The following is a 24,065-nucleotide window of genomic DNA, read 5'->3' as shown; positions in this document are numbered from 1 at the left end:
AGGTAGTGTCGTGGCTGATTGACAGTCTCATGCGACCTCCAGGTAGGAGCTTTGGATGGCTTGGCCCAGCTGGCGAACCAGCAGGATGAAATCGGTGAGCCAGGCGTGCAGGCCCTCGTCGAGTACTTCTTCGATGCTGGTGTAGCGCAGCCGCGCTTCCAGTTCGGCGGCCAGGCGTTGGGCTGGGCGGCCGTTGTCGCCGGGCAGGCTGGCGAGCATCAGGCTCAGTTCGTCCATGCAGGCACGCAGCGAGCGCGGTACATCGGCACGTAGCAGCAGCAGTTCGGAGACTTTGCGCGTACCGGGCGAGCCGCGGTAGATCTCAGCAAACGCCTCGAACGAGGACAGCGCACGCAGCAACGCAGTCCACTGGTAGTAGCTGCGTGCGGGGCGGCCGTCGACTTCGTCGATATCCTCGCCAAGCATTTCGTAGCGTGCATCGAGCAGACGCAGGGTGTTGTCGGCGCGCTCGATAAAGGTGCCGAGGCGGATAAAGCGGTACGGGTCGCCGCGCATGATGGTGCCGAAGGTGGCGCCACGGAACAGGTGCGAGCGTTCCTTGACCCATTCGCAGAAACGGCTGATGCCGTAGCGGCTCAGGCCTTGCTGGGCGATGCCATGGATTTCCAGCCAGGTGGCGTTGATGTTTTCCCACATATCAGCGGTGATCCGCCCGCGCACGGCGTGGGCGTTGCTGCGCGCGGCTTGCAGGCAGCAGTAGATGCTCGCCGGGTTGCTCGCATCGAGGGCGAAGAAGTGCAGCATGCGCTCAGCGTGCAACGGGCCGTGACGCTCCAGGTAATCGTCCAGGGTGCCGGTAATCAGCAGCGGCAGGGCCAGTTCTTCCAGGCCATCACCGCGCCCGTCCTGCGGCATCAACGACAGCGAATAGCTGACTTCAAGCATGCGCGCGAGGTTTTCCGCGCGCTCCAGGTAGCGCGACATCCAGTACAGATCAGAGGCAGTACGACTCAGCATGATGAATCCTCCACCACCCAGGTGTCTTTGGTGCCGCCACCCTGGGACGAGTTGACCACCAGCGAGCCTTCGCGCAGCGCGACGCGGGTCAGGCCGCCGGGGACGATGCGAGTTTCCTTGCCAGACAACACAAACGGCCGCAGATCGATATGCCGAGGCGCGATGCCGCGCTCAACAAAGGTCGGGCAGGTCGACAGGCACAGGGTCGGTTGGGCGATATAGGCCTCGGGGCGGGCAATCAGGCGGGCGCGGAAGTCTTCGATTTCGGCCTTGGTGGCGGCCGGGCCGACCAGCATGCCGTAACCGCCAGAGCCCTGGGTTTCCTTGACCACCAGGTGTTCCAGGTTGGCCAGCACGTGGGACAACTCAGCCGGTTTGCGGCACTGGAAGGTTGGTACGTTCTTCAGGATCGGCTCTTCGCTCAGATAGAAGCGGATCATGTCGTCGACATAGGGGTAGATCGATTTGTCGTCCGCCACCCCGGTGCCGATGGCGTTGGCCAGCACCACGTTGCCGCTGCGGTAGCAGGCCAGCAGGCCGGGCACGCCGAGCATGGAGTCGGGGTTGAAGGCCAGCGGGTCGAGGAAGGCGTCGTCGAGACGCCGATAAACCACGTCCACCTGCTTGGCCCCGGCGGTGGTGCGCATAAACAGCTTGTCGTCACGCACGAACAGATCGGCGCCTTCAACCAGCTCCACACCCATTTCCCGGGAGAGGAAAGCGTGCTCGAAGTAGGCGCTGTTGAAGCGCCCAGGCGTCAGCACCACCACGTTGGGGTTATCCAGCGGGCTGGAGGATTTCAGCGTGTCGAGCAGCAGGTTCGGGTAATGATCAATCGGCGCCACACGCTGAGCGGCGAACAGCTCGGGGAACAGGCGCATCATCATCTTGCGGTCTTCGAGCATATAGCTGACGCCGCTGGGCGTACGCAGGTTGTCTTCCAGCACGTAGTAGCTGCCGTCGCCATCGCGCACCAGATCGACCCCGGCGATATGCGCGTAGAGGTCGCGGTGCAGGTTGAGGCCCTGCATGGCGATCTGGTAGCCCTCGTTGGCCAGCACCTGCTCGGCGGGCACGATGCCGGCCTTGATGATGCGCTGATCGTGGTAGAGGTCGGCGAGGAACATGTTCAGCGCCTGCACGCGCTGAATGCAGCCGCGTTCGACGATGCGCCATTCGCTGGCGGGGATGCTGCGCGGGATGATGTCGAATGGAATCAGCCGCTCGGTGCCCTGGTCGTCGCCGTACAGGGTGAAGGTGATACCGGCGCGGTGGAACAGCAGGTCGGCTTCTCGGCGGCGCTGGGCCAGCAGTTCATCCGGTGTATCCGCTAACCAGCGGGCAAAAGCTTGGTAGTGCGGGCGGACAGCGCCACTCGCGTCGTACATCTCGTCATAAAAGGTGCGGGCCATGCCGTACTCCTTGTCACCCGGACATGGAGACAGCTTTGCAAGGCCCGCGCCATACAATAAAAATGTTTTAAATCAGTAGCTTGAGTATTAGCGATGCGAGCAACGCACCAAGCCGGGGCGCAATGGTGACCGCCAGGTCGCAGGGCGCGCCATTTTAAGGCGGACATCCGGGCTAAAGCACCGTAGGGTGGATAACGCTCTTTTTATCCACCGCACTGCAGCCACCGGTGGATGGGTAAAGCGCCATCCACCCTACCCGGCCTCAGAGCCCGGCCAGCTGCAGCCAGTGGCGATAGAAGCCTTCGGCCACGCGGTTCAACGCCACGACCTTGGCGGACAACTGGTCAAGCATCTGCGCCCTGCTCTGCTGGCTGGGTTGGCTTTCATCCAGCAGGTGATGCCAGTCGCCGAGCCACTGGCGCACCAGGGCCTCGTCCATTTCCGGATGGCCTTGCAGAGCCAGAACTTTATCGCCCCAAGCAAACGCCTGGTTGCTGCACCAGGGACTGCTGAGCAAGGGCTGGGCGCCCTCGGGAATGGCAAAGCTGTCGCCGTGCCACTGGAAGATTGGGAACTGTTCGGGCAAGTGCTGCAGCCAGGGGCTGGGCGCCGCGTGGTCAAGACGGCTCAGCGGCTGCCAACCGCTTTCGGTGTAGGGCATGCGGCTGATTTGCGCACCCAGGGCCTTGGCCAACAGCTGGCCGCCCAGGCAGTGGCCGATCAGCGGAATATCGCGGCGAATAAAATGCTGCAGCGCGGCAACCTCAGTGGCCAGCCAGGGCAGCGGATCATTCACGCTCATCGGCCCGCCCATGATGGCCACGGCCTTGGGGCGGTCGAGATCAATGTCGTCCAGCTCGCCAAGATCAGCGCGCAGCACGGTAAATGAGTGGCCAGCCTGCTCCAGCACCTTGCCCAGGTGGGCCGGCGGGCAGTAATCGATATGGGTGAAAATCAGGATGTCGGTCATGCGCCAAGTCTGAAGCAAAGCGCGGGCTGGGGTCGAGGGGCGATTGGCTGGGCGCGCGTCGGCGAGGTAGAAATGACACGGGCCAGCTTATGGCCGGCCCGTGTTTGGATTGCAGAACCTGTTTACGATCTCGCGAGCTAGAGCCATGCAAGGCAAAAGCAGGCGAGGAAGCGGAGTTTACGGTTGTAAATGAGCATCCGAGCCTGTTTTTAACGCAGCAGGGCCGACGCGCAGCAGACCGTAGACAGGTTCTCAGGGCTGTCTCACCTCCTGGGTTACGCCCCACCCATCCAGTTTGCCGCCAAGCGGCGCCACGACCGACTCCAGGTCATGCTCGAAGTCGTCGATGCCGTGGTATGTCGCGAACATTACTTTACTGACTTGCAGGTGCCAGACACCGTCATCACGCTCGGTCACCAGGGCGTGTAAAGATTCACCTCGAAATTTGCGGGTGGCCATACGGGCCCGCTCCTCATCCGGGAATAAGGCGTAGAACTCGATGGGATGGAAGCTGGCAAAGTCGAAGCCACCCTCCTTCATCCGCCGTAAAACCCCGTTACTGACATCATCGTGCAAGGCTGTGCTCATGAAGTGACCTCCTCAGGCGATGGACAAATTTACAGGACGCTAAAGAACCAACTGTGAGTCGATACTGCAGTGCAACGACCTGGTAAACGCTTTCCCATTGCGACCGCCAGAGCATCAGCGGTGTTGCGGCACCGATTGCAGTGCCGCCCGAGAATCAAGCGATGTGCTGCCTGATATGTCATAAGCCAGACCTGAAACCAGGGCTGGTCAACGCAGGCTTGTTCAGAGCGAACAAGTCAGAAGCGTTAGGTGCAGACTAGTCCCATCGCGCGGCATTTGCCCAGCGAAAGTTGTTTCAGAAACACATCCAGCCCCTCAGTCGCGCCCTAGCCAGGCCATGATGCGCCGGGTCAGCCAGGCGGGCGTCAGCTGGCCGGACCAGAACAGCAGCTTGAATTGCAGGCTGATCGGTCGGTGTACCGCCCTGCTGCGGCTTTGCGCCCAGGCCGCCTGAGCCACGGCTTCGGCCTCAAGATTGACGCCCAAGCGCTTTAGCACCGGGGCCTGGAAGCGTTGGTTGTTAAGCATCGGCGTGCTGACAAACGGCGGCATCAAGTCGCCGACGCGGATGCCGTGCTTGGCCCATTCCAGATCCAGCGCCTCAGTCAGCCCGCGCACGGCGAACTTGGAGGCCGAGTAGCTGGCCAGATGCGGCACGCCATACAGCCCGGAGGCCGAGCCCATATTGATCACCTGGGCATCGGGCGTGGCTTGCAGATAGGGAAAGGCGGCGTGGGTCATGTTCAGCAGGCCCTGCACGTTGATCTGCAGAATGCGCGCATGCTCGCTCAGTTCGATTTCCTCGAAGTGCCCGCACTGCAGAATCCCGGCGCTGTTGAACAGCAGGCGCAACTGACCGCCATGCAGGGCACAGAAGTCCGCCAGGGCGACCTTCACCGCCGCCGGATCACTCACATCCAGCTCGGCATGCCAGACGTTACTCAGCTCGCCGGCCAGCTTGGCCAGTGCCTGGTGGTTGATATCCAGCAAACCAACCTGCCAACCATGCTGATGAAACAGCCTGGCGGTGGCCGCGCCGATCCCCGAGGCTGCGCCGGTAATCAGAATATTGTTCACTCAGCAGCCTCGCTCACGCAGAAAGCTCACCACTTCAGCCAGGGCAAAATCGGCGGCCTTGAGCAGACCCGCGTGGGCCTGGAACACATGCCACAGGTCCGGATAGCGCTGCAGGCGCACATCCACACCGGAGGCCTTGGCCTTGTCGGCAAAGCGCAGACTGTCGTTACGCAGAATCTCGTCCTCACCGACCTGGATCAGCACAGGGGCCAGGCCCTGCAAGTCGGCAAACTGTGGCGATAAGCCAGGGTCGTCATGTGCCAGTCCAGCCGGGCAATACAGCGCCAGGGCCTGCTCCACCCATTTGCGGTGGATCAACGGATCACCGGCGGGCGGCTCGTGCAGCTGCGTGCCAGTAAAGTCGGTGACCGGGGAGAAACACACCAGCGCCGCCGGTTGCGGCAGGCCCAGGTCGCGCAGGCGCAGACTAGATATCAGGCTCAGGTTGCCGCCCGCTGAATCGCCGCCGATGACAATCTGCTCAGGCTTGTAACCCAGCTTGATCAGTTCCTGAAACGCTGCCAGCGCATCCTCGCGAGCCGCAGGATATTGATGTTCCGGCGCCAGGCGGTAATCCAGGGCGCATACATTCATCTGCCCGCGTTTGGCCAGGTTGGAGCAGATCGTACGGTGGGTATTCGCCCCGCCGATCAGATAAGCACCGCCATGCAGATACAGCAGAACGGTGCCACGGCTACTCTGCGGCTTGTGCCACTCACAAGGCCGTCCGCCCAGGGTGCCGGAACTACGGGTGATGCCACGCGGCGCCGGGCTGGCTGCAGTCAGCAAACGCAGCACCGCACGCTGCCCGGCAATCGGCATCGGTGGGCGCACCAGGCCACGGAACAGCAGGCGCAAGCTGGTACGCAAGACGCTGCGCAGCAGCGCCTGATCGGCCGCTGGAGCGGTGAATTCAACGGGTGCATTCATAGTCATTGGGCTCCGGTGCGCGGGTCTGCAGGCGGTAGGTAAAGGTATAGCCCGGCCAGTTATTGGTGCTTTTGCCGGAGGCGGTTTTGTACCAGCTTGAGCAGCCCTGCTCCCATATCGTTCGATGTGAGCTGGCTTGAATCTGCTGGTTGTAGCGCTGCTGCACTTGCGCTTTTACGTCCAGATAACGGGCGCCCTGCTGGCACAGCAAATCGATGCAGCCAAGCACATAACGGAACTGGCTTTCGAGCATATAAATGATCGAGTTGTGCCCCAGGTTGGTATTGGGTCCGTAAAGGATAAACAGGTTGGGAAACCCGCTTACGCTGATGCCCTTATAGGCTTCGGCGCCATCGCGCCAGGCCTGGTTCAGCTCCTGCCCGCCGAGCCCGCGAATCTGCATTGGCGCGAGAAATTCCGTGGCAGCGAAGCCGGTGCCATAGATCAGCACATCACAGGGGTGTTCGCGGCCATCGGCGGTGATGATCGCCGTTGCGCTGACGTGACTGATCGCCTCGCTGACCACCGTCACATTGGGCTGCGCCAAGGCGGGGAAATAATCATTACTGATCAGGATGCGCTTGCAGCCCATGGGGTAATCCGGCTGCAGCTGGGCGCGCAGCTGTGGATCACTGATGTGCTGTGTGAGGTGGCGCTCGAAGCTGAAGCGAAACAGCTTCATCAACCACGGCATGCTGATAAACGCCAAACCGCGCACTTCATGCTGCAGGTACTTGAGGCCACGGTCGATGCGTTGCAGCCAGGGCAGCCGGCGCATTACCGCCAACTCCCACGGCCGATAGGCGCGGTCCGGCTTGGCCAACACATAGGCCGGCGAGCGCTGAAACAACTGCAACTGCGCGACCTTGGGCTGAATCTGCGGGACAAACTGAATCGCCGAGGCTCCGCTGCCGATCACCGCCACGCGCTTGCCGCTCAGGTCAAGATCGTGTCGCCAGCGCGCCGAGTGAAACGCCTCACCAGTAAAATTCTCGATACCTGGCAATGCCGGATAGGCCGGCTGGTTGAGCTGGCCGCAGGCGCTAATCAGCACCTCGGCGCAGAGTTCTTCGCCATTGCTCAGGGTTACCCGCCACAAAGCCTCAGCCTCATTGAAGGTCGCAGAAGCTACCTCGGCATTGCAGCGAATACGTGAGCGCAGTTGATACTTGGCCACGCAGTGCAGCATGTAAGTATGGATTTCCGCCTGGGGCGCGAACTTGCGGCTCCAGTCGCTTTTCGGCTCGAAGGAAAACGAATACAGGTGCGACGGCACATCGCAGGCCGCCCCCGGATAGCTGTTGTCGCGCCAGGTGCCGCCGACTTCTGCGGCTTTTTCCAGCAGCAGAAAATCCTCAATCCCGGCCTTCTGCAGCTGAATGGCCATGCCCAGGCCGCCAAAACCGCTGCCAATAATCAGCACGCGCAAGGGAGCCTGGTTCTGGGAAGTGTTGTGCATTGTTATATCCCCAACCGCAAACAGTGCGGATGCCAGGATGCTACTTGCCTGCCGCGTGATGGGTTATGGCATAGTCGGCCAATTGATTGTGAGTTTCGGACAAACGAACGGGAAACTGCATGTCGGCCGCCCCCTACACCCTGCCACGGCGCAGCATCACCAGCGTGCAACTGCTGACCCAGCTGGGCATCGACCATGGCCTGAGTGTCGAACGCTGCCTGCACAACACCGGCCTCAGCCCCCTGCAACTGGCCGAGTTGCACAGTGAAATCGAAGGGGCGCAGGAACTGCAATTGATCCGCAACCTGATCGACGCCCTGCCCGCGCAATACGACCTGGGCCTACAGGCCGGCCTGCGCTATCAGCTGACCACCTACGGTATCTGGGGTTATGCCCTGCTCAGTAGCCAGACCTTCCGCCAGGCCGCCGACCTTGGCCTGCGTTACCTGGACCTGACCTTTGCCTTCAACCGCATCTCCTTGTGCGAAGACGCCAGCCAGGCGCATCTGCAGCTGGACGGCAGCCACTTGCCGGATCAGGTGCGCGATTTCCTCCTGCTGCGCGATGCCGTCGCGGTGATGGTAATTCAGCGCGAACTCACTGGCGCCAAGATGCCCCTGAGCCGGGTGCAATTGAGCATGCCAGCGCCCGCTGATCCGACGCGTTTTATCGAGCAATTCGGCCTGCTGCCGGAGTTCGCCTGCGCACAGAACCGCATCAGTTTCCCGCGCCACCTGCTCGACCTGCCCCTGCCCCGCGCCAATCCGCACAGCGCGCAACTCTGTGAGTTGCAGTGCCAGGCCTTGCTGGCCAAACGTCAGGTGCGCAGCGGCCTGGCCGGGCAGATTCGCGATCGCTTGCTGAGCACACCAGGTCGCCTGCCGGATATGGAAGTGATCGCCAGCGAACTGAATATCAGCAGCCGCACCTTGCGCCGCCGCCTGGAAGACCAGGGCAGCAGCTTTCGCCAGTTGCAGGAAGAAGTGCGCCAGGCCCTGGCCGAAGAACTGCTGGCCATCGCCAGCCTGAGCCAGGAGGAGATTGCCGAACGCCTGGGCTATAGCGAGGTGTCGAACTTTCTGCACGCCTTCAAACGCTGGAAAGGCCTCACGCCAGGGCAATACCGCCAGACACTGGGCTGAACAACGCGACTGACAAGTCGTCGGGCTGCAGGCCAGATAACTGGCACTTTGCTATTTCATCCGCCAAATTGGCGCTTTCCACCCTCAAGCCGGCGGTCATTTGCGCCGATACTGCTGAACAACCTACTGACTGGAGTTTTCATGCGACAGGGTTTCCTTGGGCAGTTCCTGCCACATGATTTGACCGACCAGGCCAGCATCCTGTTAGCCCGCACCCTGGCCTTCAGCGGCTTGTGCAGCGTGATTATCGGCCTGTACAGCTGCATCAAATGGGGCCGCATGGGCAACGATGCGCTGATGTATGGCTCGTTGCTGCTGGTGCTGGGCATGCCGCTGATGCTGCTGGTACTGCGCAGCGCCATGCTGCCGCTGGCTGTGGCGGCGAATATGGCACTGGCCTGCATGGCCAGCTACTCGATGCTGCTGATCTACCAGTTGGGCGGCCTGCACTCGGCGCATATCTACTGGCCGGCGGTGATTATCGTCTTCGCCTACCTGCTGGCCGGCCCGCGCAGTGCCATGGTCTGGAGCCTGGTGCAGGTGCTGTTCGTGTTCTGGTTGATCCGCCTGGAACGTAGCGGCGCCAGCCTGCCGGTATTTGAATTAAGCCCGCGCGATGCCGCAGTAAACACCTACTCGGGCTACATCCTGCCGGTTCTGACCGTGTGGCTGGCGCAGTGGTACAGCGCGCAACTGCGCAACCAGGCGCTGGCCGATGCCGAGCTGGCGCTCAACGAATCCCGCGAGTTCGGCCAGCGCGCGGCACGTAATCAGGAGCAACTCGGCGGTATCGTCGATGAAGTGCGCAGCACCGCCAGCGATCTGCTGCAGATGGCCGGCCAACTGCAACAGACCCTCGGTGGCATCCGCCAGCGCTGCCAAAGCATCGACACCGATGTGCAGCAACAAGCCGACGCCATGCACCAGCTTGATCTGGCCCTGCATGAAGTACTGGATAGCCTTGCTTCCAGCACCGGCCATATGCAGCAGCTCAGCCAGGACACCCAGCACAGCAGCAGCCAGGTAAATGCCTGCGCGCAACGTATGGAGGATGCCCAGGCCAGCATGCAGGCCATCCAGCAGAGCAACCAGCGCATCGCCGAATCCATGCAGATGATCAGCGCCATCGCTCAACAGACCAACCTGCTGGCGCTTAACGCAGCCATCGAAGCGGCCCGCGCTGGCGAACATGGCCGCGGCTTTGCCGTGGTTGCCGATGAGGTGCGCAACCTCTCACGGCGCAGCAACGAAACCGCCGATACGGTGCAGAACGTACTGGGCCAGTCGCAGCAGATCATCGATACCGGGGCGAAGCAGGTCAGCGATGTCGGCACTGCGTTAAGCAGCAACGCTGGGCTGACCGACAACCTCTCCAGCTCGATTCTGCAGCACAGTCAGGCACTCACCCGCGCCCACCAGCAACTGCTGCACGTACGCGACAACAGCGCCGCGCAGCGGGACGCCAGCCAACGCCAACGCGCCGCCAGCGCTGAGTTGCTGGATGCCCAGGAGTCGCTGGTGCAATTGGGTGAGCAACTGGAGCAGTTGTCGCATCAGCTGCATCAGCGGGTCGCCAGCGCTTAGTTATTCTGCGACCCTCTCCCACATCAGGGAGAGGGTAAAGCCTTGACCACTGCAGTTTGAAAGTCAGTTCTGCACTGACAGCCAGCCGAGCTGCGGGTATTGTTCGGCCATGAGCCAAGCACCCAATACCTTATTACTGACCTACCAACCGCCCTGGCAGTGGCAACAGTTCCACGCGCACTTTGCCCTGCGCGCCCTGACGGGAGTGGAAAGTCTGCAGCCGCACAGTTACGCACGCAGCGTGCAGTTGGATGGCCAACTTGGCTGGTTCCGCGTGCGGGCGCTGGATAATCAGCACGCGCTGCAGTTGCACTACAGCGAATCCCTGCAACCCTGCCTGGCGACACTTACCGCCCGGGTGCGCAAGATGTTTGATCTGGACTGCCAGCCGCAGCAGATCAGCGCGCACTTTGCCAACGATGCGCAGCTCGGGCCGCTGGTTGCACGTAATCCCGGCTTGCGACTGCCCACTGCTTTCGAGCCGTTCGAGCAGGCCGTGCGCGCCATTGTTGGCCAGCAGGTTACGGTCAAGGCGGCAGTGACCATCACCGGCCGCCTGGTTACGCGCCTGGGTGAGGCGCTGCAATTTGCCGATGCGCCAGAGATTCAACGACTGTTCCCTACGCCCGCAGCCATTGCCGAAGCCAATCTGGATGGCATCGGCATGCCCGGCAAGCGCGTGCAGACCTTGCAGCACTTCGCCGCCCAGGTGGCCAGCGGCGAGCTGCGCTTGGATCTGCAGGCCGGCTACACGGCCTTTGTCGAGCAGCTGTGCGCCCTCCCCGGCATCGGCCCGTGGACCGCGGAATATATTGCCCTGCGCGCCTTTGGCGAGGTCGATGCCTTTCCCGCCAGCGACTTGGGCCTGCTCAAAGCGCCGGTGTGGGGTGCGGATGGCATCGACACCAAACAACTCAAGGCCCGTGCCGAAGCCTGGCGACCGTGGCGCGCCTATGCCGCCGCGCACCTATGGCACAACTACTCGGAGGGTTGAGGCGATGTTCTACCGCTACCACGACAGCCCAATCGGCCGCCTGCTATTGGTCGCCGACGCAACCGGCCTGCAGAAGCTGCTGATGGCTATCGATGACAAGCCCTGGCATATCAGCGAACACTGGCACAGCGCCACAAATGAACTGGATGAAGTGTGCCGACAGCTGGATGAGTATTTTGCCGGGCGGCGCCAGCGCTTCGAGCTGCCCTTGGCACCGCAGGGCACAGCGTTTCAGCAGGCCGTGTGGCAAGCGCTGCAGACCATCCCGTTTGGCCGCACCAGCTGCTACAGCGCCCTCGCCGCCGAGATCGCGCGCCCCAAGGCAGTACGCGCCGTCGGCGCAGCCAATGGCGCCAACCCGATTGCCATCATCATTCCCTGCCACCGGGTGATCGGCCGTGACGGCAGCCTTACCGGTTATGCCGGCGGCCTGCCACGCAAAGCGCTGCTGCTCAAACTGGAAGGCGCGCAGCTACCGGAGCAGCGGCTGCTGAGTATTTAACCGGCGCAGCGATTCAGGGCTGAACTCGCGCCAATAAGCGCGCCGGAGCCTCTAGCGGTAACGCCAGAATCAGCCCTTCGCCAGACGCCGGATAGATGCCGGTCAGCGCGGTGATATTGACCTGATGGGAGACCAGCACCAACGACGCACCACGGGGTTGCGCATTGATCTGCTCGATCAGCGCAGCGGTCTGCTCACGGGCGGTGTTGGGTGTTTGAAAGAATGAATCTAGGGCTGGCAGCGCTTCGACTGCGCCCAAGCCCATTTCACGGGCCGTGTCCTGCGCGCGGCACCAGCGGCTGCTAAGCAGGCGCGGCTCGATCCACTGACTACGCAACAACTGTCCCCAGCGCTGCGCTTGCTCGCGACCAAGCTGATTGAGATTGCGCTGCGTGCGGCAATCATTCAGCTGAAAATTCGCCGGATCACCCGTACCGGGCGCTGTGGCATGGCGCAACAGCAGCACGGCGCGGCCTTCACGCAACGCGGTCCAGGCTTGCTTATCGCTAGCTTGAACCGCGCCGCTCAGCAGATACAGCGCCAACAGCCACGCGCCGTATCGCCAACGCAGGTAGTTTTTCAACGGCCTGCTAGAACTTGACCGTGCCACGCGGGCCCATCAATGCCCAGATAATCAGGCCGATCACCGGCAGCAAGACGATCAGCAAGATCCACAGCACCTTGATGCCCGTTTCGGCGTTGCTTTTGATGACGCTGAGAATCGCCCAGATATCCAGCGCCAGAATGACCAGCCCCAGCAAACCGTTGAATGTTGAACCCATAATTTGACGCTCCTATGCGAAGGTTTCGCCTTCGTAGGATAGCCGCTCGCTACAAGAGTTCAGCCGTTTGCTCTTTCAGCAGTCATCCAGCCCGGTAAACGCGGCGGCAAAATCACCCTCTGCAGGCACAAACCCTGGCACCTGACGGCTATCGAACAGGCGCAGCATGGCAAAACGTGGATGTTCACCCGCATCGAACCAATGCGCGATGCCAGCAGGCAGCCCTACCAAGTCGCCCTTCTCGCACAACAGGCTGTAGACGTACTCACCAATATGCAGCGCCAGCAGGCCACGTCCGGCCAGGTAGTAATGCAGGTGAGCCGGTTGGCACGCCTGCGCCTGGCGCAGCCCACGGGCCAGTTCACTGCCCTCGCCGCGCTCATCACACAGGCTCAGTATTTCGGCACTGGCGTAGCCATGCGCAGTCATCAGTTGGTCGATCTGCACACGGCTGGCCGCCAGCAGTTCATCGCTGGCAGTGCCGGCGGTAACTGGCTGCTGCACTGGCGCCTGGCTGAACTGCACGCCCACGGCGGCCAGGGTGCTGATGATGTCTTCGGCGTGGGTCAACAGCTTGTTCGGGTACTCGGGCGAAGACTGGTGGTAGACGGTCAGGCTGCTCATGGTCAGGGCTCTCGTACGGTTTCAGTTCAGATAATCAGGTTTATGGCCGCTCATCGCGCATATAGCATGCGGTGATCAGCGCAGCCGCCAGGGCAATCAGGCTGGCAATGGCAAAGGTCCAGGCAGCGCCGAGACTGTGCCAGCTATAACCGGAATACAGCGCGCCCAGCGCACCGCCGACCCCTGCCAGCGCGGCATACAGCGCCTGACCCTGGCCCTGCTGGCGGTCGGCAAAGCTGCGCTGAACAAAATGCATGGCCGCCGCATGGAAGCTGCCAAAGGTCGCGGCGTGCATCAGCTGAGCAAACAGCAGCACCGGCAGATGCCCGGCCAGGTTGCCCAACAACAGCCAGCGCACGGCGGTAATCAGAAAACTCGCCAGCAGCACGGTACGCAGGGAATAGCGCGCCAGCAAACGGGCCATGACCATAAACAGCACAATCTCGGCTAGCACGCCCAACGCCCACAGCTGGCCGATCACCCCGCGCGAGTAGCCGAGAGCCTCCAGATGCAGGCTGAGGAAGGTGTAGTAAGGGCCGTTGCTTAACTGCATCAGCCCGGCGCTAAGGTAGAACGCGAGAATCCCTGGGCGCCGCAGTTGCTGAAGAAAGCCGCCTTGCTCCAGGGTATTCGGACGCATCTGCGGCTGCGCATTGGGCACCCACCAGCTGCTCAGGACGATGCCGCTCATGATCAGAATCAGCGCCCAGGGATAGGCGTCCAGGCTGAGCACCTCGAACAGCTTGCCCAGCCCCACCACGGCGGCGATAAAGCCGATACTGCCCCATAGGCGGATCTGGCTGTAGCGCGCCGCCTGCTCCTTGAGATGGGCAAAGGTGATGACCTCGAACTGCGGCAGCACCGCGTGCCAGAAGAACGCATGCAAGGCCATGATCAGTGCCAGCCAGGCGTAACTCTGGCTGATAAAGATGCCGGCAAAGCACAGCAGCGTGCAGAGCGCACCGAAACGTACGATGGCCAGCCGTCGCCCGCTGTAGTCACCCAGCCAGCCCCAGATATTCGGCGCGATGCAGCGCATCAACATAGGAATGGCGATCAGCTCGCCAATTCGCGCGGCAGAAAACCCCAGGTGATCGAAATACAGTGCAAGAAACGGCGCAGTGGCGCCGAGCAGCGAGAAATAGAAGAAGTAGAAACCGGACAGACGCCAGTAAGGCAATCCCGGGCTCATGCTGTGCATAAACCCGGAAGCATGCTGCGGGACGCGCTTGGCCGCGCAGCAGCGCTGATCACAGCTGCGGCAGCACCGGCGTGCTGACCCGTACATCGGCATTCTGCGCGCGGTGGCGCAGCAGATGGTCCATCAACACGATGGCCATCATCGCCTCGGCAATCGGCGTGGCGCGGATGCCCACGCAGGGGTCGTGACGGCCCTTGGTGATGATATCCACCGGGTTGCCGTGAATATCAATCGAACGTCCCGGCGTGGTGATGCTTGAGGTTGGCTTGAGCGCCAAGTGCGCAACAATCGGCTGCCCACTGGAAAGCCCGCCAAGAATGCCGCCGGCGTTGTTGGAAAGGAAACCCTCCGGGGTCATCTCGTCGCGGTGCTCGGTGCCGCGCTGCGCAACACTGGCGAACCCCGCGCCGATTTCCACACCCTTGACCGCGTTAATGCTCATCAGCGCATGGGCCAGTTCAGCGTCCAGACGGTCGAAGATCGGCTCGCCCAGACCCGGCATCACGCCTTCGGCGACTACGGTGATCTTCGCCCCGACCGAATCCTGATCGCGGCGCAGTTGGTCCATATAGGCTTCCAGCTCCGGGACCTTGTCCGGGTCTGGGCTAAAGAAGGCGTTCTGCTCGACGCTGTCCCAGGTCTTGAACGGGATTTCGATTGGCCCGAGCTGGCTCATATAGCCACGAATCACAATGCCCTGGGTCGCCAGGTACTTCTTGGCGATGGCTCCAGCCGCGACGCGCATGGCCGTTTCGCGCGCCGAGCTGCGGCCGCCACCACGGTAGTCACGCACGCCGTACTTGTGGTGATAGGTGTAATCGGCGTGGGCCGGGCGGAAGGAATCCTTGATCGCCGAGTAGTCCTTGGACTTCTGGTCGGTGTTGCGGATCAGCAGGCCAATCGAGCAACCGGTGGTTTTGCCCTCGAACACCCCGGCGAGGATTTCCACTTCGTCGTTTTCCTGGCGCTGCGTGGTATGCCGGCTGGTGCCTGGTTTGCGCCGATCAAGATCGCGCTGCAGGTCTTCCAGGCTAATCTCCAGCCCTGGCGGGCAGCCATCGACAATGGCGACCAACGCCGGGCCATGGCTTTCGCCAGCGGTGGTGACAGTGAACAGCTTGCCGTAGGTATTGCCGGACATGTGCAAAACGCTCCGCGAAAATCAGCTCCGAGGCTACGCCAGCCGGCGCAAAACCCCACTTGAGTAAAGGCGGCGAGTATACCCGTGGCGTCCGTACAGATCATCCTCGAACCTTCAGGGCAGATAAACGTCCAAATGGCTCACCCCTGGCAGTTCCTATCCATGACCCGAGTTCTTCTGTTGCCCCTTCTTCTCTGCAGCGCCCTGCTAAATGCCGCGCCCAACGCCGCCCACAACACCACCGCACACAGCAGCGTGCAACAACCCATGCGCCTGCAGACCGACCAGGGCACGCTGCATGGCACGCTGCTCAAGCCCAGCAGTACCACGCCAGTGGCCGTAGCGTTGCTGATTGCCGGCTCCGGCCCCACCGACCGTGACGGCAACAACCCCGAAGGCGGCCAGAGCGACAGCCTCAAGCGCCTGGCCCAGAGCCTGGCCAAACAGGGCATCGCCAGCCTGCGTTATGACAAGCGTGGGGTAGCCGCCAGTCGCGCCGCCACCCCGGATGAACGCGACCTCAGTGTCGAGGGTTATGTCAGCGATGCCGTGGCCTGGGCGCAGCTGCTCAGGGCTGATCCGGCATTTGATCGACTGATTCTGATCGGCCACAGCGAAGGCGCGCTGATTGCCAGCCTGGCAGCCGAACAGGCCCAGGCCGACGCCTTGGTCGCAATTGCCGGCAGCTCGCGGCCGATTGATCAGCTATTGCGTGAGCAACTCGCCTCCCGCCTGCCGCCGCATCTGTTGGCGCAGAGCAATCAAATCCTCGACCGCCTGCTGGCCGGGCAATTCAGCCCCAAGGTGCCCAAAGACTTGCTGGTGCTGTTTCGCCCCAGTGTGCAGCCCTATTTGATTTCGCTGCTGCGGCAGAACCCAGGCCAAGCCTTTGCTCGTTTGCAGATTCCGGCGCTGATCGTGCAAGGCAGCCATGACATCCAGGTCAGTGTCGCCGATGCCCATGCGCTGCAAGCGGCCAAGCCGGATGCCGAGTTGCTGATCTTCCCCGGAATGAACCATATGCTGCGCATCAGCGCACTGGATTTACCGGCGCAACTGGCCAGCTATGACAATCCTCGGCTACCGTTGGCACAGGGGTTGGGCGAGCAGATCGTCCAGTTCATCCAGCGCAGCGGCAAAAAGCCAGCCTCCAGTTAGCCGAGCGGCGGCCGATAAGCGCATCAGGCGACACCTAAGATGTCGCGCACAGGATCGCCGTGTATGACCGACAGCCCAGAGCCACAAACCGATACCGACGCCGCCCCGCAGGAGGTTGTCGAGCAGGCCCATCCCTGGGCTGAGCTTGCGCCCGAACACTTTCGCTTATTGCGCCTGGCCGCCCTGCCCACCGACCGCCATACCGGCGCACGGCCCTTGCGTTTTATCCAATTCGGCCGCGTCGAGCGCCTGGGCAAGCAGCACAGCCTGCTGCGTCTGACATTGCAGCTACCCGGTCAGCGCGTGCGCAAGGAACAAAATATTCTCGAAGTCTGGGCCGATCACGAGCAGCGCCTGCTCAGTTTCGGCCCCGACAGCGCGCTGCAGGTGCAGCCGGAAAACCGTGGCCTGGGGCGCTTTATGCTGGCCCAGGGGATTAGCTGGGCACGCCAGCACTTCGCCCACTATCAAGTGGCCAATACCACACTGCCCAGCAAGGACGCCTTCAGTGAAGAGGCCCGCGCCCGCCGCGACCACTGCCTGCAGGCCCAGGGCTTTGTCGTCGAATACCTCGACCCACTGAAGATCAAGGCCCAGTGCGGCGCGCCACGGGTCAGCTCGCTGCATGGTGACTGGCATACGGAAAAGGTGCAGATCGTCGAATTGCTGGACGCCGCCAGCATGCTGCAACAGGCCGATCAAAGCCTGCGCGAGCTGGAAGTGAAGGTGCGCAAGCTGGAAGAACGCATCGAAGTGTTCAAACGCGAAGACGGCGGCTTGCGCTTTACCATCACCTGCCTGGTGGCCTTCTGCGTGTTTCAGGCGGGGTTGCTGATCTGGATTGCCACGCGCTAGCGAACAGCGCTGGCTTGACGATACTGCCCTGGCGCCACGCCATAAGCCTGCTTGAACTGCCGACTTAGATGGCTCTGGTCGGCAAACCCTAGCTGCATCGCCACACTCAGCGGTGCACAACCACTGCGTAATAACGCCCGGGCCTGCTCCAGACGGCGCTGCATCAACCAGCTGTGCGGCGGCAGGCCGGTGGCGCGGCGAAACACCCGTGCGAAATGAAAGGGCGACAAGCCCACAGCCTGCGCGAGTTGCTCCAGTGATGGCGGCGCCGCCAGCTGGCTGCTGAGCAATTCCTTGGCGCGGCTGACGGCGCGCGGTTCATGCCCCGGCGCCAGGCCCTGCGGCAAACGCGCGTGACGCTGAAACAGCAGCAGAATCGCCTCACGCCAGGCGGTTTGCAGCTGCAGCGCCGAGGCCTGACTGTCCAGCAATTGGTGCAGGTTGCCGAATTGGCGATGCAGCTGCGGGTCATGCAGCACGCTTAGGGCGAATGACGGCATGCCCTGCTGACCCAATTCCAGCTCGGCCAATACACCACACACCTGCGCGTTGTCCGGGTAGAAGCCGCGGTAGTGCCAGCCCTGGTCATGGGCCTTGGAGCCGGTGTGCAGCTCATCCGGGTTGATCAGCACCATGCTGCCGGCCGGCGCCAGGTGCTCGCTGCCACGGTGGCGAAAGCGCTGGGCACCCTCCTCGATCACCGTGAAAACGAAGCCTTCATGCACATGGGGCGAAAAGCGCTGCTCGATATAGTGCGCGTGCAGCAGCTCAATACCGCCCAGCTCGCGCGCCTGCCAGAATCGTGTCTGTTCGCCACCCGCCTGCGCCATGCCTTAACCGCTGAAACGCGCCTCCAGCTGCTGCTTGATGGTCGGCCAATCATGGTCGGTGATGCTGTACAGCACGCTGTCGTCCAGACGGCCATCGGCCAGGCGGCGGTGATTGCGCAACACACCTTCACGCTGCGCGCCGAGCTTTTCGATGGCGCGTTGCGAGCGCAGGTTGCTGGCCGCAGTTTTCAGTTGCACACGGACCAGCCCCCAGTGCTCGAAAGCATGCTTGAGCATCAGGTACTTGATGGTGCTGTTAAGGCCCGTGCCGTGCTGGCTGCGATCCAGCCAGGTCCAGCCGATCTCCGCCGCCGGCAAGGTATTCATAAAGTCGCCGAAACGGGTGGTGCCCACCAACTGCTCGCCCAGGCGAATGACAAAGGGCAAGGCCCGCCCTTCACGCTGTTCAAGCAAGCCCTGGCGATACCAGTCAAGGCGCTGGCTGCCACTCATATAGATCAACTCCTGGCGATTGGCTTCGGCCAGACTGATCAGGGCGGGAATATCGGCGTCGACCATTGGCTCGATGCGCAATCCACCACGTTGCAGGGTAATCAGTTGCGGCTTGAACATAGGGTCCCTCCTCGGACAGAGTCGCAGGCGCGACACGCTAACAGGGCCGGCAAGTGTGCACAATCCACAACAGCAACATGTTCTTCGCCAGTGCGACCTTGGTCGTGCCTGACGCACCGTCACTTTGCTGCGAGACTGATCAGCAATCATCTACCGTGGACGCTGATGCGGTAGGCTCTGGGCAGCCGCTGCGCTGCCAGATATGACCCCGGCAGCCCCCTATAGTTTGTTTTCGGAGTTTGCATGACCCTGTCTAGCGGGCTGATCGCCGCGGTTGCGCTGATTTACATGGCCATTCTGTTCGCCATCGCCTTCTACGGCGACCGCCGCGCCGCGCCCATGCCGCCGAAGATCCGCGCTTGGGTGTATAGCCTGTCACTGGCGGTGTACTGCACCAGCTGGACGTTTTTCGGCGCGGTGGGCCAGGCCGCCGAGCAGCTCTGGTCATTTCTGCCGATCTACCTCGGGCCAATCATCATTCTGGTCTTCGCGCCCTGGGTGCTGCAGAAGATGGTGATGATCAGCAAGCAGGAAAACATCACCTCGATTGCCGACTTTATCGCCGCCCGCTACGGCAAATCCCAGGCCCTGGCGGTGGTGGTGGCGCTGGTCTGCCTGGTCGGCGTATTGCCCTATATTGCCCTGCAGCTCAAAGGCATCGTGCTCGGGGTCAACCTGCTCAGCGGTGCCGGCGCAGGCGCCAACGGCACTGGCGCCCAGGACACCGCGCTGATCGTGTCGCTGGTACTGGCCCTGTTCACAATATTGTTCGGCACGCGCAATCTGGATGTCACCGAACACCACCGCGGCATGGTCCTGGCGATTGCCTTCGAGTCGCTGGTCAAGCTGCTGGCCTTCCTCGCCGTCGGCGCGTTTGTCACCTATGGCTTATACAACGGTTTTGGGGATCTGTTCAGCCAGGCCAAGGCCAGCGCCGAATTGGAAGGTTTCTGGGCAGAAACGGTGAACTGGCCAGCGATGATGACCCAGACGGGCCTGGCGATGATCGCCATCATCGCCCTGCCACGGCAGTTCCATGTGACGGTGGTGGAAAACATCGAGCCCAAGGACCTGCGCCTGGCGCGCTGGGTGTTCCCCGCCTACCTGGTCCTCGCCGCATTGTTTGTGGTGCCCATCGCGCTAGCCGGGCAAATGCTGCTGCCGGCTGGTATCACCCCGGATTCCTTCGTGATCAGTCTGCCGCTGGCCGAAGCCCATCCTGCGCTGGCCATGCTGGCCTTTATCGGTGGCGCCTCGGCGGCCACCGGCATGGTGATTGTTGCCTCGGTGGCGCTCTCCACCATGATTTCCAACGACATGCTGCTGCCCTGGCTGCTGCGCCGGCAAAACACCGAGCGGCCGTTCGAGGCCTTCCGCCACTGGATGCTCACCGCCCGCCGGGTGAGCATCGTGCTGATCCTGCTGCTGGCTTACGTGTGCTATCGCCTGCTTGGCTCCAACGCCAGCTTGGCGACCATCGGCCAGGTCTCCTTCGCTGCCATCGGCCAACTGGCTCCGGCGATGTTCGGCGCGCTGGTGTGGAAGCAGGCCAACCGCCAGGGCGTGTTTGCCGGGCTGTTCTTCGGTGCGCTGATCTGGTTTTACACCCTGGTCATGCCGCTGGTGGCGCGCGGCCTGGGCTGGCCGGCGGATGCCTTGCCGGGGGTGCAAACCCTGCTGTACGGGCCGATTGGCTTTCAGGTCGACCCGCTGACCCGTGGTGTGGTGCTGTCGCTGGCCGGCAACTTCCTGTTGTTTGCCTGGGTCTCCTACTTCTCACGCACGCGGGTGGCCGAGCACTGGCAGGCCGGGCGTTTTATCGGCCATGACCTGGGCAACAAACCCAGCAACCGCAGCATGCTCGCGGTGCAGGTCGGCGACCTGCTGCTGCTGGCCAACCGCTTTGTCGGGGAAGACCGTGCGCGACAGAGCTTTATGCGTTTCGCCTACCGCCAGGGCAAGGGCTTCGACCCCAACCAGACCGCCAACAGTGAATGGATCGCCCACACCGAACGCCTGCTGGCCGGTGTGCTCGGCGCCTCATCGACCCGCGCGGTGGTCAAGGCAGCCATCGAAGGCCGCGAGATGCAGGTCGAGGATGTGGTGCGCATCGTCGACGAAGCCTCGGAAGTGCTGCAGTTCAACCGTGCGCTGCTACAAGGCGCCATCGAGAACATCACTCAGGGCATCAGCGTGGTCGACCAGTCGCTGCGCCTGGTGGCCTGGAACCACCGTTATATTGAGCTGTTCAACTACCCCGACGGCCAGGTATACGTCGGCCGGCCGGTGGCCGAGCTGATCCGTTTCAACGCCGAACGCGGCCTGCTCGGCGGCGGCGATATAGAAGAACACGTCAGTAAGCGCCTGTACTGGATGCGCCAGGGCACCGCGCACACCTCCGAGCGGTTGTTTCCCAACGGCCGAGTGATTGAGCTGATCGGCAACCCCATGCCCGGTGGCGGTTTTGTTATGAGCTTTACCGACATCACCGAATTCCGCGAAGCCGAGCGCGCGCTCAAGGACGCCAACGAAGGCCTGGAACAACGGGTCAGCGAACGTACCCAGGAGTTGTCGCAACTGAATCAGGCGCTGACCGAAGCCAAGGGCGTGGCGGAAGCCGCCAACCAGTCGAAAACCCGCTTTCTCACCGCCGTCAGCCATGACCTGATGCAGCCGTTGAATGCCGCGCGGCTGTTCTCCGCTGCCCTGTCCCATCAGGACGACGCCCTGCCCGCCGATGCCCGTGAGCTGGTACGCCATTTGGACAGCTCGTTGCGCTCGGCCGAAGACCTGATCAGCGACCTGCTGGATATCTCGCGCCTGGAAAACGGCCGCATCACCCCGGACCGCCACGCCTTTGTGCTGAACAACCTGTTCGACACCCTCGGGGCGGAATTCAAGGTGCTGGCCGCCGAACACGGCGTGGACTTCCGCCTGCGCGGTAACCGCCTGCGGGTCGACAGCGACATCAAATTGCTGCGGCGCATTCTGCAGAACTTCCTGACCAACGCCTTCCGCTACGCCAAAGGCCGCGTGCTGCTCGGCGTGCGCCGCAACGGCCAGCAGCTGCGTTTGGAAGTCTGGGATCGCGGCCCGGGTATTCCCGACGACAAGCGCAAGGTAATTTTCGAGGAATTCAAGCGCCTGGACAGCCACCAGACCCGCGCCGAGAAAGGCCTGGGCCTGGGCCTGGCGATTGCCGACGGCCTGTGCCGAGTGCTTGGCCACCAGCTGGAAGTGCGCTCCTGGCCAGGCAAGGGCAGCGTATTCAGCGTCACCATTCCCCTGGCCGTGCATGCCGAGCCGCCCGTGCTGGTCAGCCAGCCCGAGCAGCACGGCGAGGCGCTGGCCGGCATCCAGGTGCTGTGCATCGACAACGAGGACAGCATCCTCGCCGGTATGCACAGCCTGCTGTCACGCTGGGGTTGTCAGGTCTGGACGGCGCGCAATCGTCTGGAGTGCGAACACCTGCTGAATGAAAACGTGCGGCCGCAGCTGGCGCTGGTGGACTATCACCTGGATGACGGCGAAACCGGCACCGAACTGATGGCCTGGCTGCGCACGCGCCTGGGTGAGCCGCTACCGGGCGTGGTGATCAGTGCCGACGGCCGCCCCGAGCTGATCGCTCAGGTGCATGCCGCCGGCCTGGATTTTCTGCCCAAGCCGGTTAAACCGGCCGCTTTGCGCGCCCTTCTCAGCCGGCATCTGGTGCTGCGCTAATCAGCCATTTAGGCGCTGACGAAACAGCGCCTGATGCTCGCGGCATTGCGCGGCCGCGAGCAGGAATACGCCGTGACCGCCGCGCTCGAATTCCAGCCAGGTGAAGTCGACTTCCGGGTACAGCGCCTCGACGTGCACCTGGCTATTGCCGACCTCGATAATCAGCACGCCCTTCTCGGTCAGATGATCCGCCGCCTCGGCGAGCATACGCCGCACCAGGTCCAGGCCATCGTCGCCGCAGGCCAGGCCCAACTCAGGCTCGTGCTGGTACTCGGCCGGCATATCGGCGAAATCCTCGACATCCACGTAAGGCGGGTTGGAGACGATCAGGTCAAAGCGTTGCCCCGGCAACCCGGCAAAGCCATCGCCCTGCACGGTGTACACGCGCTCATCCAGGCCATGGCGCTCGATGTTCTGATTGGCCACTTCCAGCGCCTCAAACGACAGATCACCGAGCACCACTTCAGCCTCGGGGAACTCGTAGGCGCAGGCGATACCGATGCAGCCCGAGCCGGTGCACAGGTCGAGAATCCGCGCCGGCTCCAGCGCCAGCCAGGGCTCGAAGTGCTGCTCGATCAACTCGGCAATCGGTGAGCGTGGAACCAGTACACGCTCATCGACAATAAAAGGCATGCCGCAGAACCAGGCCTCACCCAGCAGGTAGGCGGTCGGCACGCGCTCATCGATACGCCGCGCCAACAAGGCGTGCAGGTGCACGTGCTCGTCGTCTTCCAGGCGGCAATCGAGGTAGCTGTCGGCGATTTCATAAGGCAGGTGCAGGGAACCAAGCACCAGTTGGCGGGCTTCGTCCCAGGCATTGTCGGTGCCGTGGCCGAAGAACAGCTCCTCGCCATGAAACCGACTGACCGCCCAGCGAATGTAGTCGCGCACCGTGCGCAGGCGGGTTGGGTAGGTATGTGTAGCGTCGCTCACGGCAGCTCTCCGCAGAAAAAAGTGCGCCATTCTAGCAGCCTGGCGCACCGGCTCGCGCCGGGCGCTGCGCTTGTTTAGCCGCACGACGCATTGCTGACCACAAAGGCCGCCACAGTCACAAAGTAGACCTGCCCAAGCATCATGCTCATCAGTATAATTTTGTTACCAATTTCTAACCCTTCCCTCCCTTTCTCAAGACACCCCTAAAAATGGTCATAGATCCCTTCTCGATCACGGGCTTGCTCGTGCTGGCGATATTTTTGATTGGCATGACGCTGATTGTTTTTGAAGCACAACTGGAGATGGATAAGTTCAAGCCGGCGATGTTCATGATGTCCGGCCTGATTGTTATCGGCGCCCACTACGCGTTTTACGACCCCAACGGCTTTCAGTACTTCCTGCACGCGCAAAGCGAGATCAAGGAAGAGCTGTTTGGCCTGATCGCCTTTATGGCGTTTATGTGGATGGTGGTCGAGCTGCTTAATGAGCGAAACGTCTTCACTGCGCTCAATGGCTACTTGATGCGCAAGGGCCTTGGCGCACGCGGCATGTTCTGGGCCACCGGCGCGCTGTCGGCGCTGCTCTCGCCGTTTCTCAACAACATCACCACGG

General features: G+C 62.3%; 23 protein-coding genes. 8 read left to right on the top strand and 15 right to left on the bottom strand.

Features of this window, described 5'->3' with window-relative positions; translation table 11 throughout:
• Positions 1 to 27: 27 nt before the first annotated feature.
• The 7 genes from Q8M42_RS04725 to Q8M42_RS04695 all read right to left on the bottom strand — a co-directional run bounded on the left by Q8M42_RS04725 (position 28) and on the right by Q8M42_RS04695 (position 7,414).
• Positions 28 to 978, bottom strand: coding sequence for an alpha-E domain-containing protein (locus tag Q8M42_RS04725; RefSeq protein ID WP_304868577.1), 951 nt, complete (start codon positions 976 to 978; stop codon positions 28 to 30).
• Positions 972 to 2,390, bottom strand: coding sequence for a circularly permuted type 2 ATP-grasp protein (locus Q8M42_RS04720; protein ID WP_304868579.1), 1,419 nt, complete (start codon positions 2,388 to 2,390; stop codon positions 972 to 974). Before Q8M42_RS04720 ends, Q8M42_RS04725 begins: the two co-directional genes overlap by 7 nt.
• 262 nt (positions 2,391 to 2,652) lie before the next feature.
• On the bottom strand, positions 2,653 to 3,360 hold the full coding sequence (locus Q8M42_RS04715; RefSeq protein WP_304868580.1) for a type 1 glutamine amidotransferase: 708 nt from the start codon (positions 3,358 to 3,360) through the stop codon (positions 2,653 to 2,655).
• 252 nt (positions 3,361 to 3,612) lie between these two features.
• On the bottom strand, positions 3,613 to 3,948 hold the full coding sequence (locus Q8M42_RS04710; protein WP_108490342.1) for a ribonuclease E inhibitor RraB: 336 nt from the start codon (positions 3,946 to 3,948) through the stop codon (positions 3,613 to 3,615).
• Between the two features lie 315 nt (positions 3,949 to 4,263).
• Positions 4,264 to 5,025 (bottom strand): SDR family oxidoreductase, encoded by a 762-nt coding sequence (locus tag Q8M42_RS04705; RefSeq protein ID WP_304868583.1) that lies wholly within the window; start codon positions 5,023 to 5,025, stop codon positions 4,264 to 4,266.
• Complete coding sequence (locus tag Q8M42_RS04700; protein WP_304868584.1) at positions 5,026 to 5,955, bottom strand: alpha/beta hydrolase; 930 nt, start codon at positions 5,953 to 5,955, stop codon at positions 5,026 to 5,028. It abuts the gene before it with no gap.
• The gene (locus Q8M42_RS04695) at positions 5,939 to 7,414 is read right to left on the bottom strand and encodes an NAD(P)/FAD-dependent oxidoreductase (RefSeq protein ID WP_304868586.1); all 1,476 of its coding nucleotides are present in this window, start codon (positions 7,412 to 7,414) and stop codon (positions 5,939 to 5,941) included. Before Q8M42_RS04695 ends, Q8M42_RS04700 begins: the two co-directional genes overlap by 17 nt.
• 119 nt (positions 7,415 to 7,533) lie before the next feature.
• On the opposite strand from Q8M42_RS04695, the gene Q8M42_RS04690 reads away from it, so the two are divergent.
• The 4 genes from Q8M42_RS04690 (at position 7,534) to Q8M42_RS04675 (ending at position 11,636) form a co-directional block, all read left to right on the top strand.
• Complete coding sequence (locus Q8M42_RS04690) at positions 7,534 to 8,556, top strand: AraC family transcriptional regulator (RefSeq protein ID WP_370692730.1); 1,023 nt, start codon at positions 7,534 to 7,536, stop codon at positions 8,554 to 8,556.
• A 141-nt stretch (positions 8,557 to 8,697) separates the two neighbouring features.
• Positions 8,698 to 10,140, top strand: a complete 1,443-nt coding sequence (locus tag Q8M42_RS04685) for a methyl-accepting chemotaxis protein (protein ID WP_304868588.1) — start codon at positions 8,698 to 8,700, stop codon at positions 10,138 to 10,140.
• A gap of 109 nt (positions 10,141 to 10,249) precedes the next feature.
• Positions 10,250 to 11,134: a DNA-3-methyladenine glycosylase gene (locus Q8M42_RS04680; protein ID WP_304868590.1), complete on the top strand. Its 885-nt coding sequence runs from the start codon at positions 10,250 to 10,252 to the stop codon at positions 11,132 to 11,134.
• A gap of 4 nt (positions 11,135 to 11,138) precedes the next feature.
• Complete coding sequence (locus Q8M42_RS04675) at positions 11,139 to 11,636, top strand: methylated-DNA--[protein]-cysteine S-methyltransferase (protein WP_304868592.1); 498 nt, start codon at positions 11,139 to 11,141, stop codon at positions 11,634 to 11,636.
• A 13-nt stretch (positions 11,637 to 11,649) separates the two neighbouring features.
• On the opposite strand, the gene Q8M42_RS04670 is transcribed toward Q8M42_RS04675, so the two are convergent.
• From Q8M42_RS04670 to aroC, 5 genes are all read right to left on the bottom strand, one after another.
• Positions 11,650 to 12,219 carry a histidine phosphatase family protein gene (locus Q8M42_RS04670; protein ID WP_370692731.1) on the bottom strand — a complete coding sequence of 190 codons (570 nt, stop codon included), beginning with the start codon at positions 12,217 to 12,219 and terminating at the stop codon, positions 11,650 to 11,652.
• A 7-nt stretch (positions 12,220 to 12,226) separates the two neighbouring features.
• The gene (locus Q8M42_RS04665) at positions 12,227 to 12,418 is read right to left on the bottom strand and encodes a PLDc N-terminal domain-containing protein (RefSeq protein ID WP_275961538.1); all 192 of its coding nucleotides are present in this window, start codon (positions 12,416 to 12,418) and stop codon (positions 12,227 to 12,229) included.
• 75 nt (positions 12,419 to 12,493) lie between these two features.
• Entirely contained in the window at positions 12,494 to 13,042 is a 549-nt protein-coding gene (locus Q8M42_RS04660; RefSeq protein WP_304868594.1) for an acireductone dioxygenase, read from the bottom strand.
• Positions 13,043 to 13,082: 40 nt separating this feature from the next.
• Positions 13,083 to 14,234 (bottom strand): MFS transporter, encoded by a 1,152-nt coding sequence (locus Q8M42_RS04655; protein ID WP_304868596.1) that lies wholly within the window; start codon positions 14,232 to 14,234, stop codon positions 13,083 to 13,085.
• A gap of 58 nt (positions 14,235 to 14,292) precedes the next feature.
• The gene (gene aroC, locus Q8M42_RS04650) at positions 14,293 to 15,384 is read right to left on the bottom strand and encodes a chorismate synthase (protein ID WP_304868598.1); all 1,092 of its coding nucleotides are present in this window, start codon (positions 15,382 to 15,384) and stop codon (positions 14,293 to 14,295) included.
• A gap of 162 nt (positions 15,385 to 15,546) precedes the next feature.
• Between aroC and Q8M42_RS04645 the strand changes: the two genes are divergently transcribed.
• Together Q8M42_RS04645 and Q8M42_RS04640 are read left to right on the top strand one after the other, a co-directional pair.
• Positions 15,547 to 16,542: an alpha/beta hydrolase gene (locus tag Q8M42_RS04645; RefSeq protein ID WP_304868599.1), complete on the top strand. Its 996-nt coding sequence runs from the start codon at positions 15,547 to 15,549 to the stop codon at positions 16,540 to 16,542.
• Between the two features lie 63 nt (positions 16,543 to 16,605).
• Positions 16,606 to 17,397 carry a hypothetical protein gene (locus Q8M42_RS04640; RefSeq protein ID WP_275961534.1) on the top strand — a complete coding sequence of 264 codons (792 nt, stop codon included), beginning with the start codon at positions 16,606 to 16,608 and terminating at the stop codon, positions 17,395 to 17,397.
• Here Q8M42_RS04640 and Q8M42_RS04635 read toward each other — a convergent pair.
• Together Q8M42_RS04635 and Q8M42_RS04630 are read right to left on the bottom strand one after the other, a co-directional pair.
• Positions 17,394 to 18,227 (bottom strand): AraC family transcriptional regulator, encoded by an 834-nt coding sequence (locus tag Q8M42_RS04635; RefSeq protein WP_304868602.1) that lies wholly within the window; start codon positions 18,225 to 18,227, stop codon positions 17,394 to 17,396. The two genes, Q8M42_RS04640 and Q8M42_RS04635, sit on opposite strands and share 4 nt — an antisense overlap.
• 3 nt (positions 18,228 to 18,230) lie before the next feature.
• Positions 18,231 to 18,800 carry a GNAT family N-acetyltransferase gene (locus tag Q8M42_RS04630; protein WP_275961532.1) on the bottom strand — a complete coding sequence of 190 codons (570 nt, stop codon included), beginning with the start codon at positions 18,798 to 18,800 and terminating at the stop codon, positions 18,231 to 18,233.
• A 243-nt stretch (positions 18,801 to 19,043) separates the two neighbouring features.
• On the opposite strand from Q8M42_RS04630, the gene Q8M42_RS04625 reads away from it, so the two are divergent.
• The gene (locus Q8M42_RS04625; protein WP_304868604.1) at positions 19,044 to 22,520 is read left to right on the top strand and encodes a hybrid sensor histidine kinase/response regulator; all 3,477 of its coding nucleotides are present in this window, start codon (positions 19,044 to 19,046) and stop codon (positions 22,518 to 22,520) included.
• On the opposite strand, the gene prmB is transcribed toward Q8M42_RS04625, so the two are convergent.
• Positions 22,521 to 23,453 (bottom strand): 50S ribosomal protein L3 N(5)-glutamine methyltransferase, encoded by a 933-nt coding sequence (gene prmB / locus Q8M42_RS04620; protein WP_304868606.1) that lies wholly within the window; start codon positions 23,451 to 23,453, stop codon positions 22,521 to 22,523.
• A 269-nt stretch (positions 23,454 to 23,722) separates the two neighbouring features.
• Here prmB and Q8M42_RS04615 point away from each other — a divergent pair.
• On the top strand, positions 23,723 to 24,065 hold a 343-nt coding region (locus Q8M42_RS04615; protein ID WP_305283546.1), incomplete at its 3' end, for an SLC13 family permease.

Origin of the sequence: Pseudomonas sp., from assembly GCF_030684895.1 — a bacterium.
Taxonomy (GTDB): domain Bacteria; phylum Pseudomonadota; class Gammaproteobacteria; order Pseudomonadales; family Pseudomonadaceae; genus Aquipseudomonas.
Note: the sequence above shows the minus strand (reverse complement) of the source record. Positions and strands in the feature narration are given on the sequence as shown.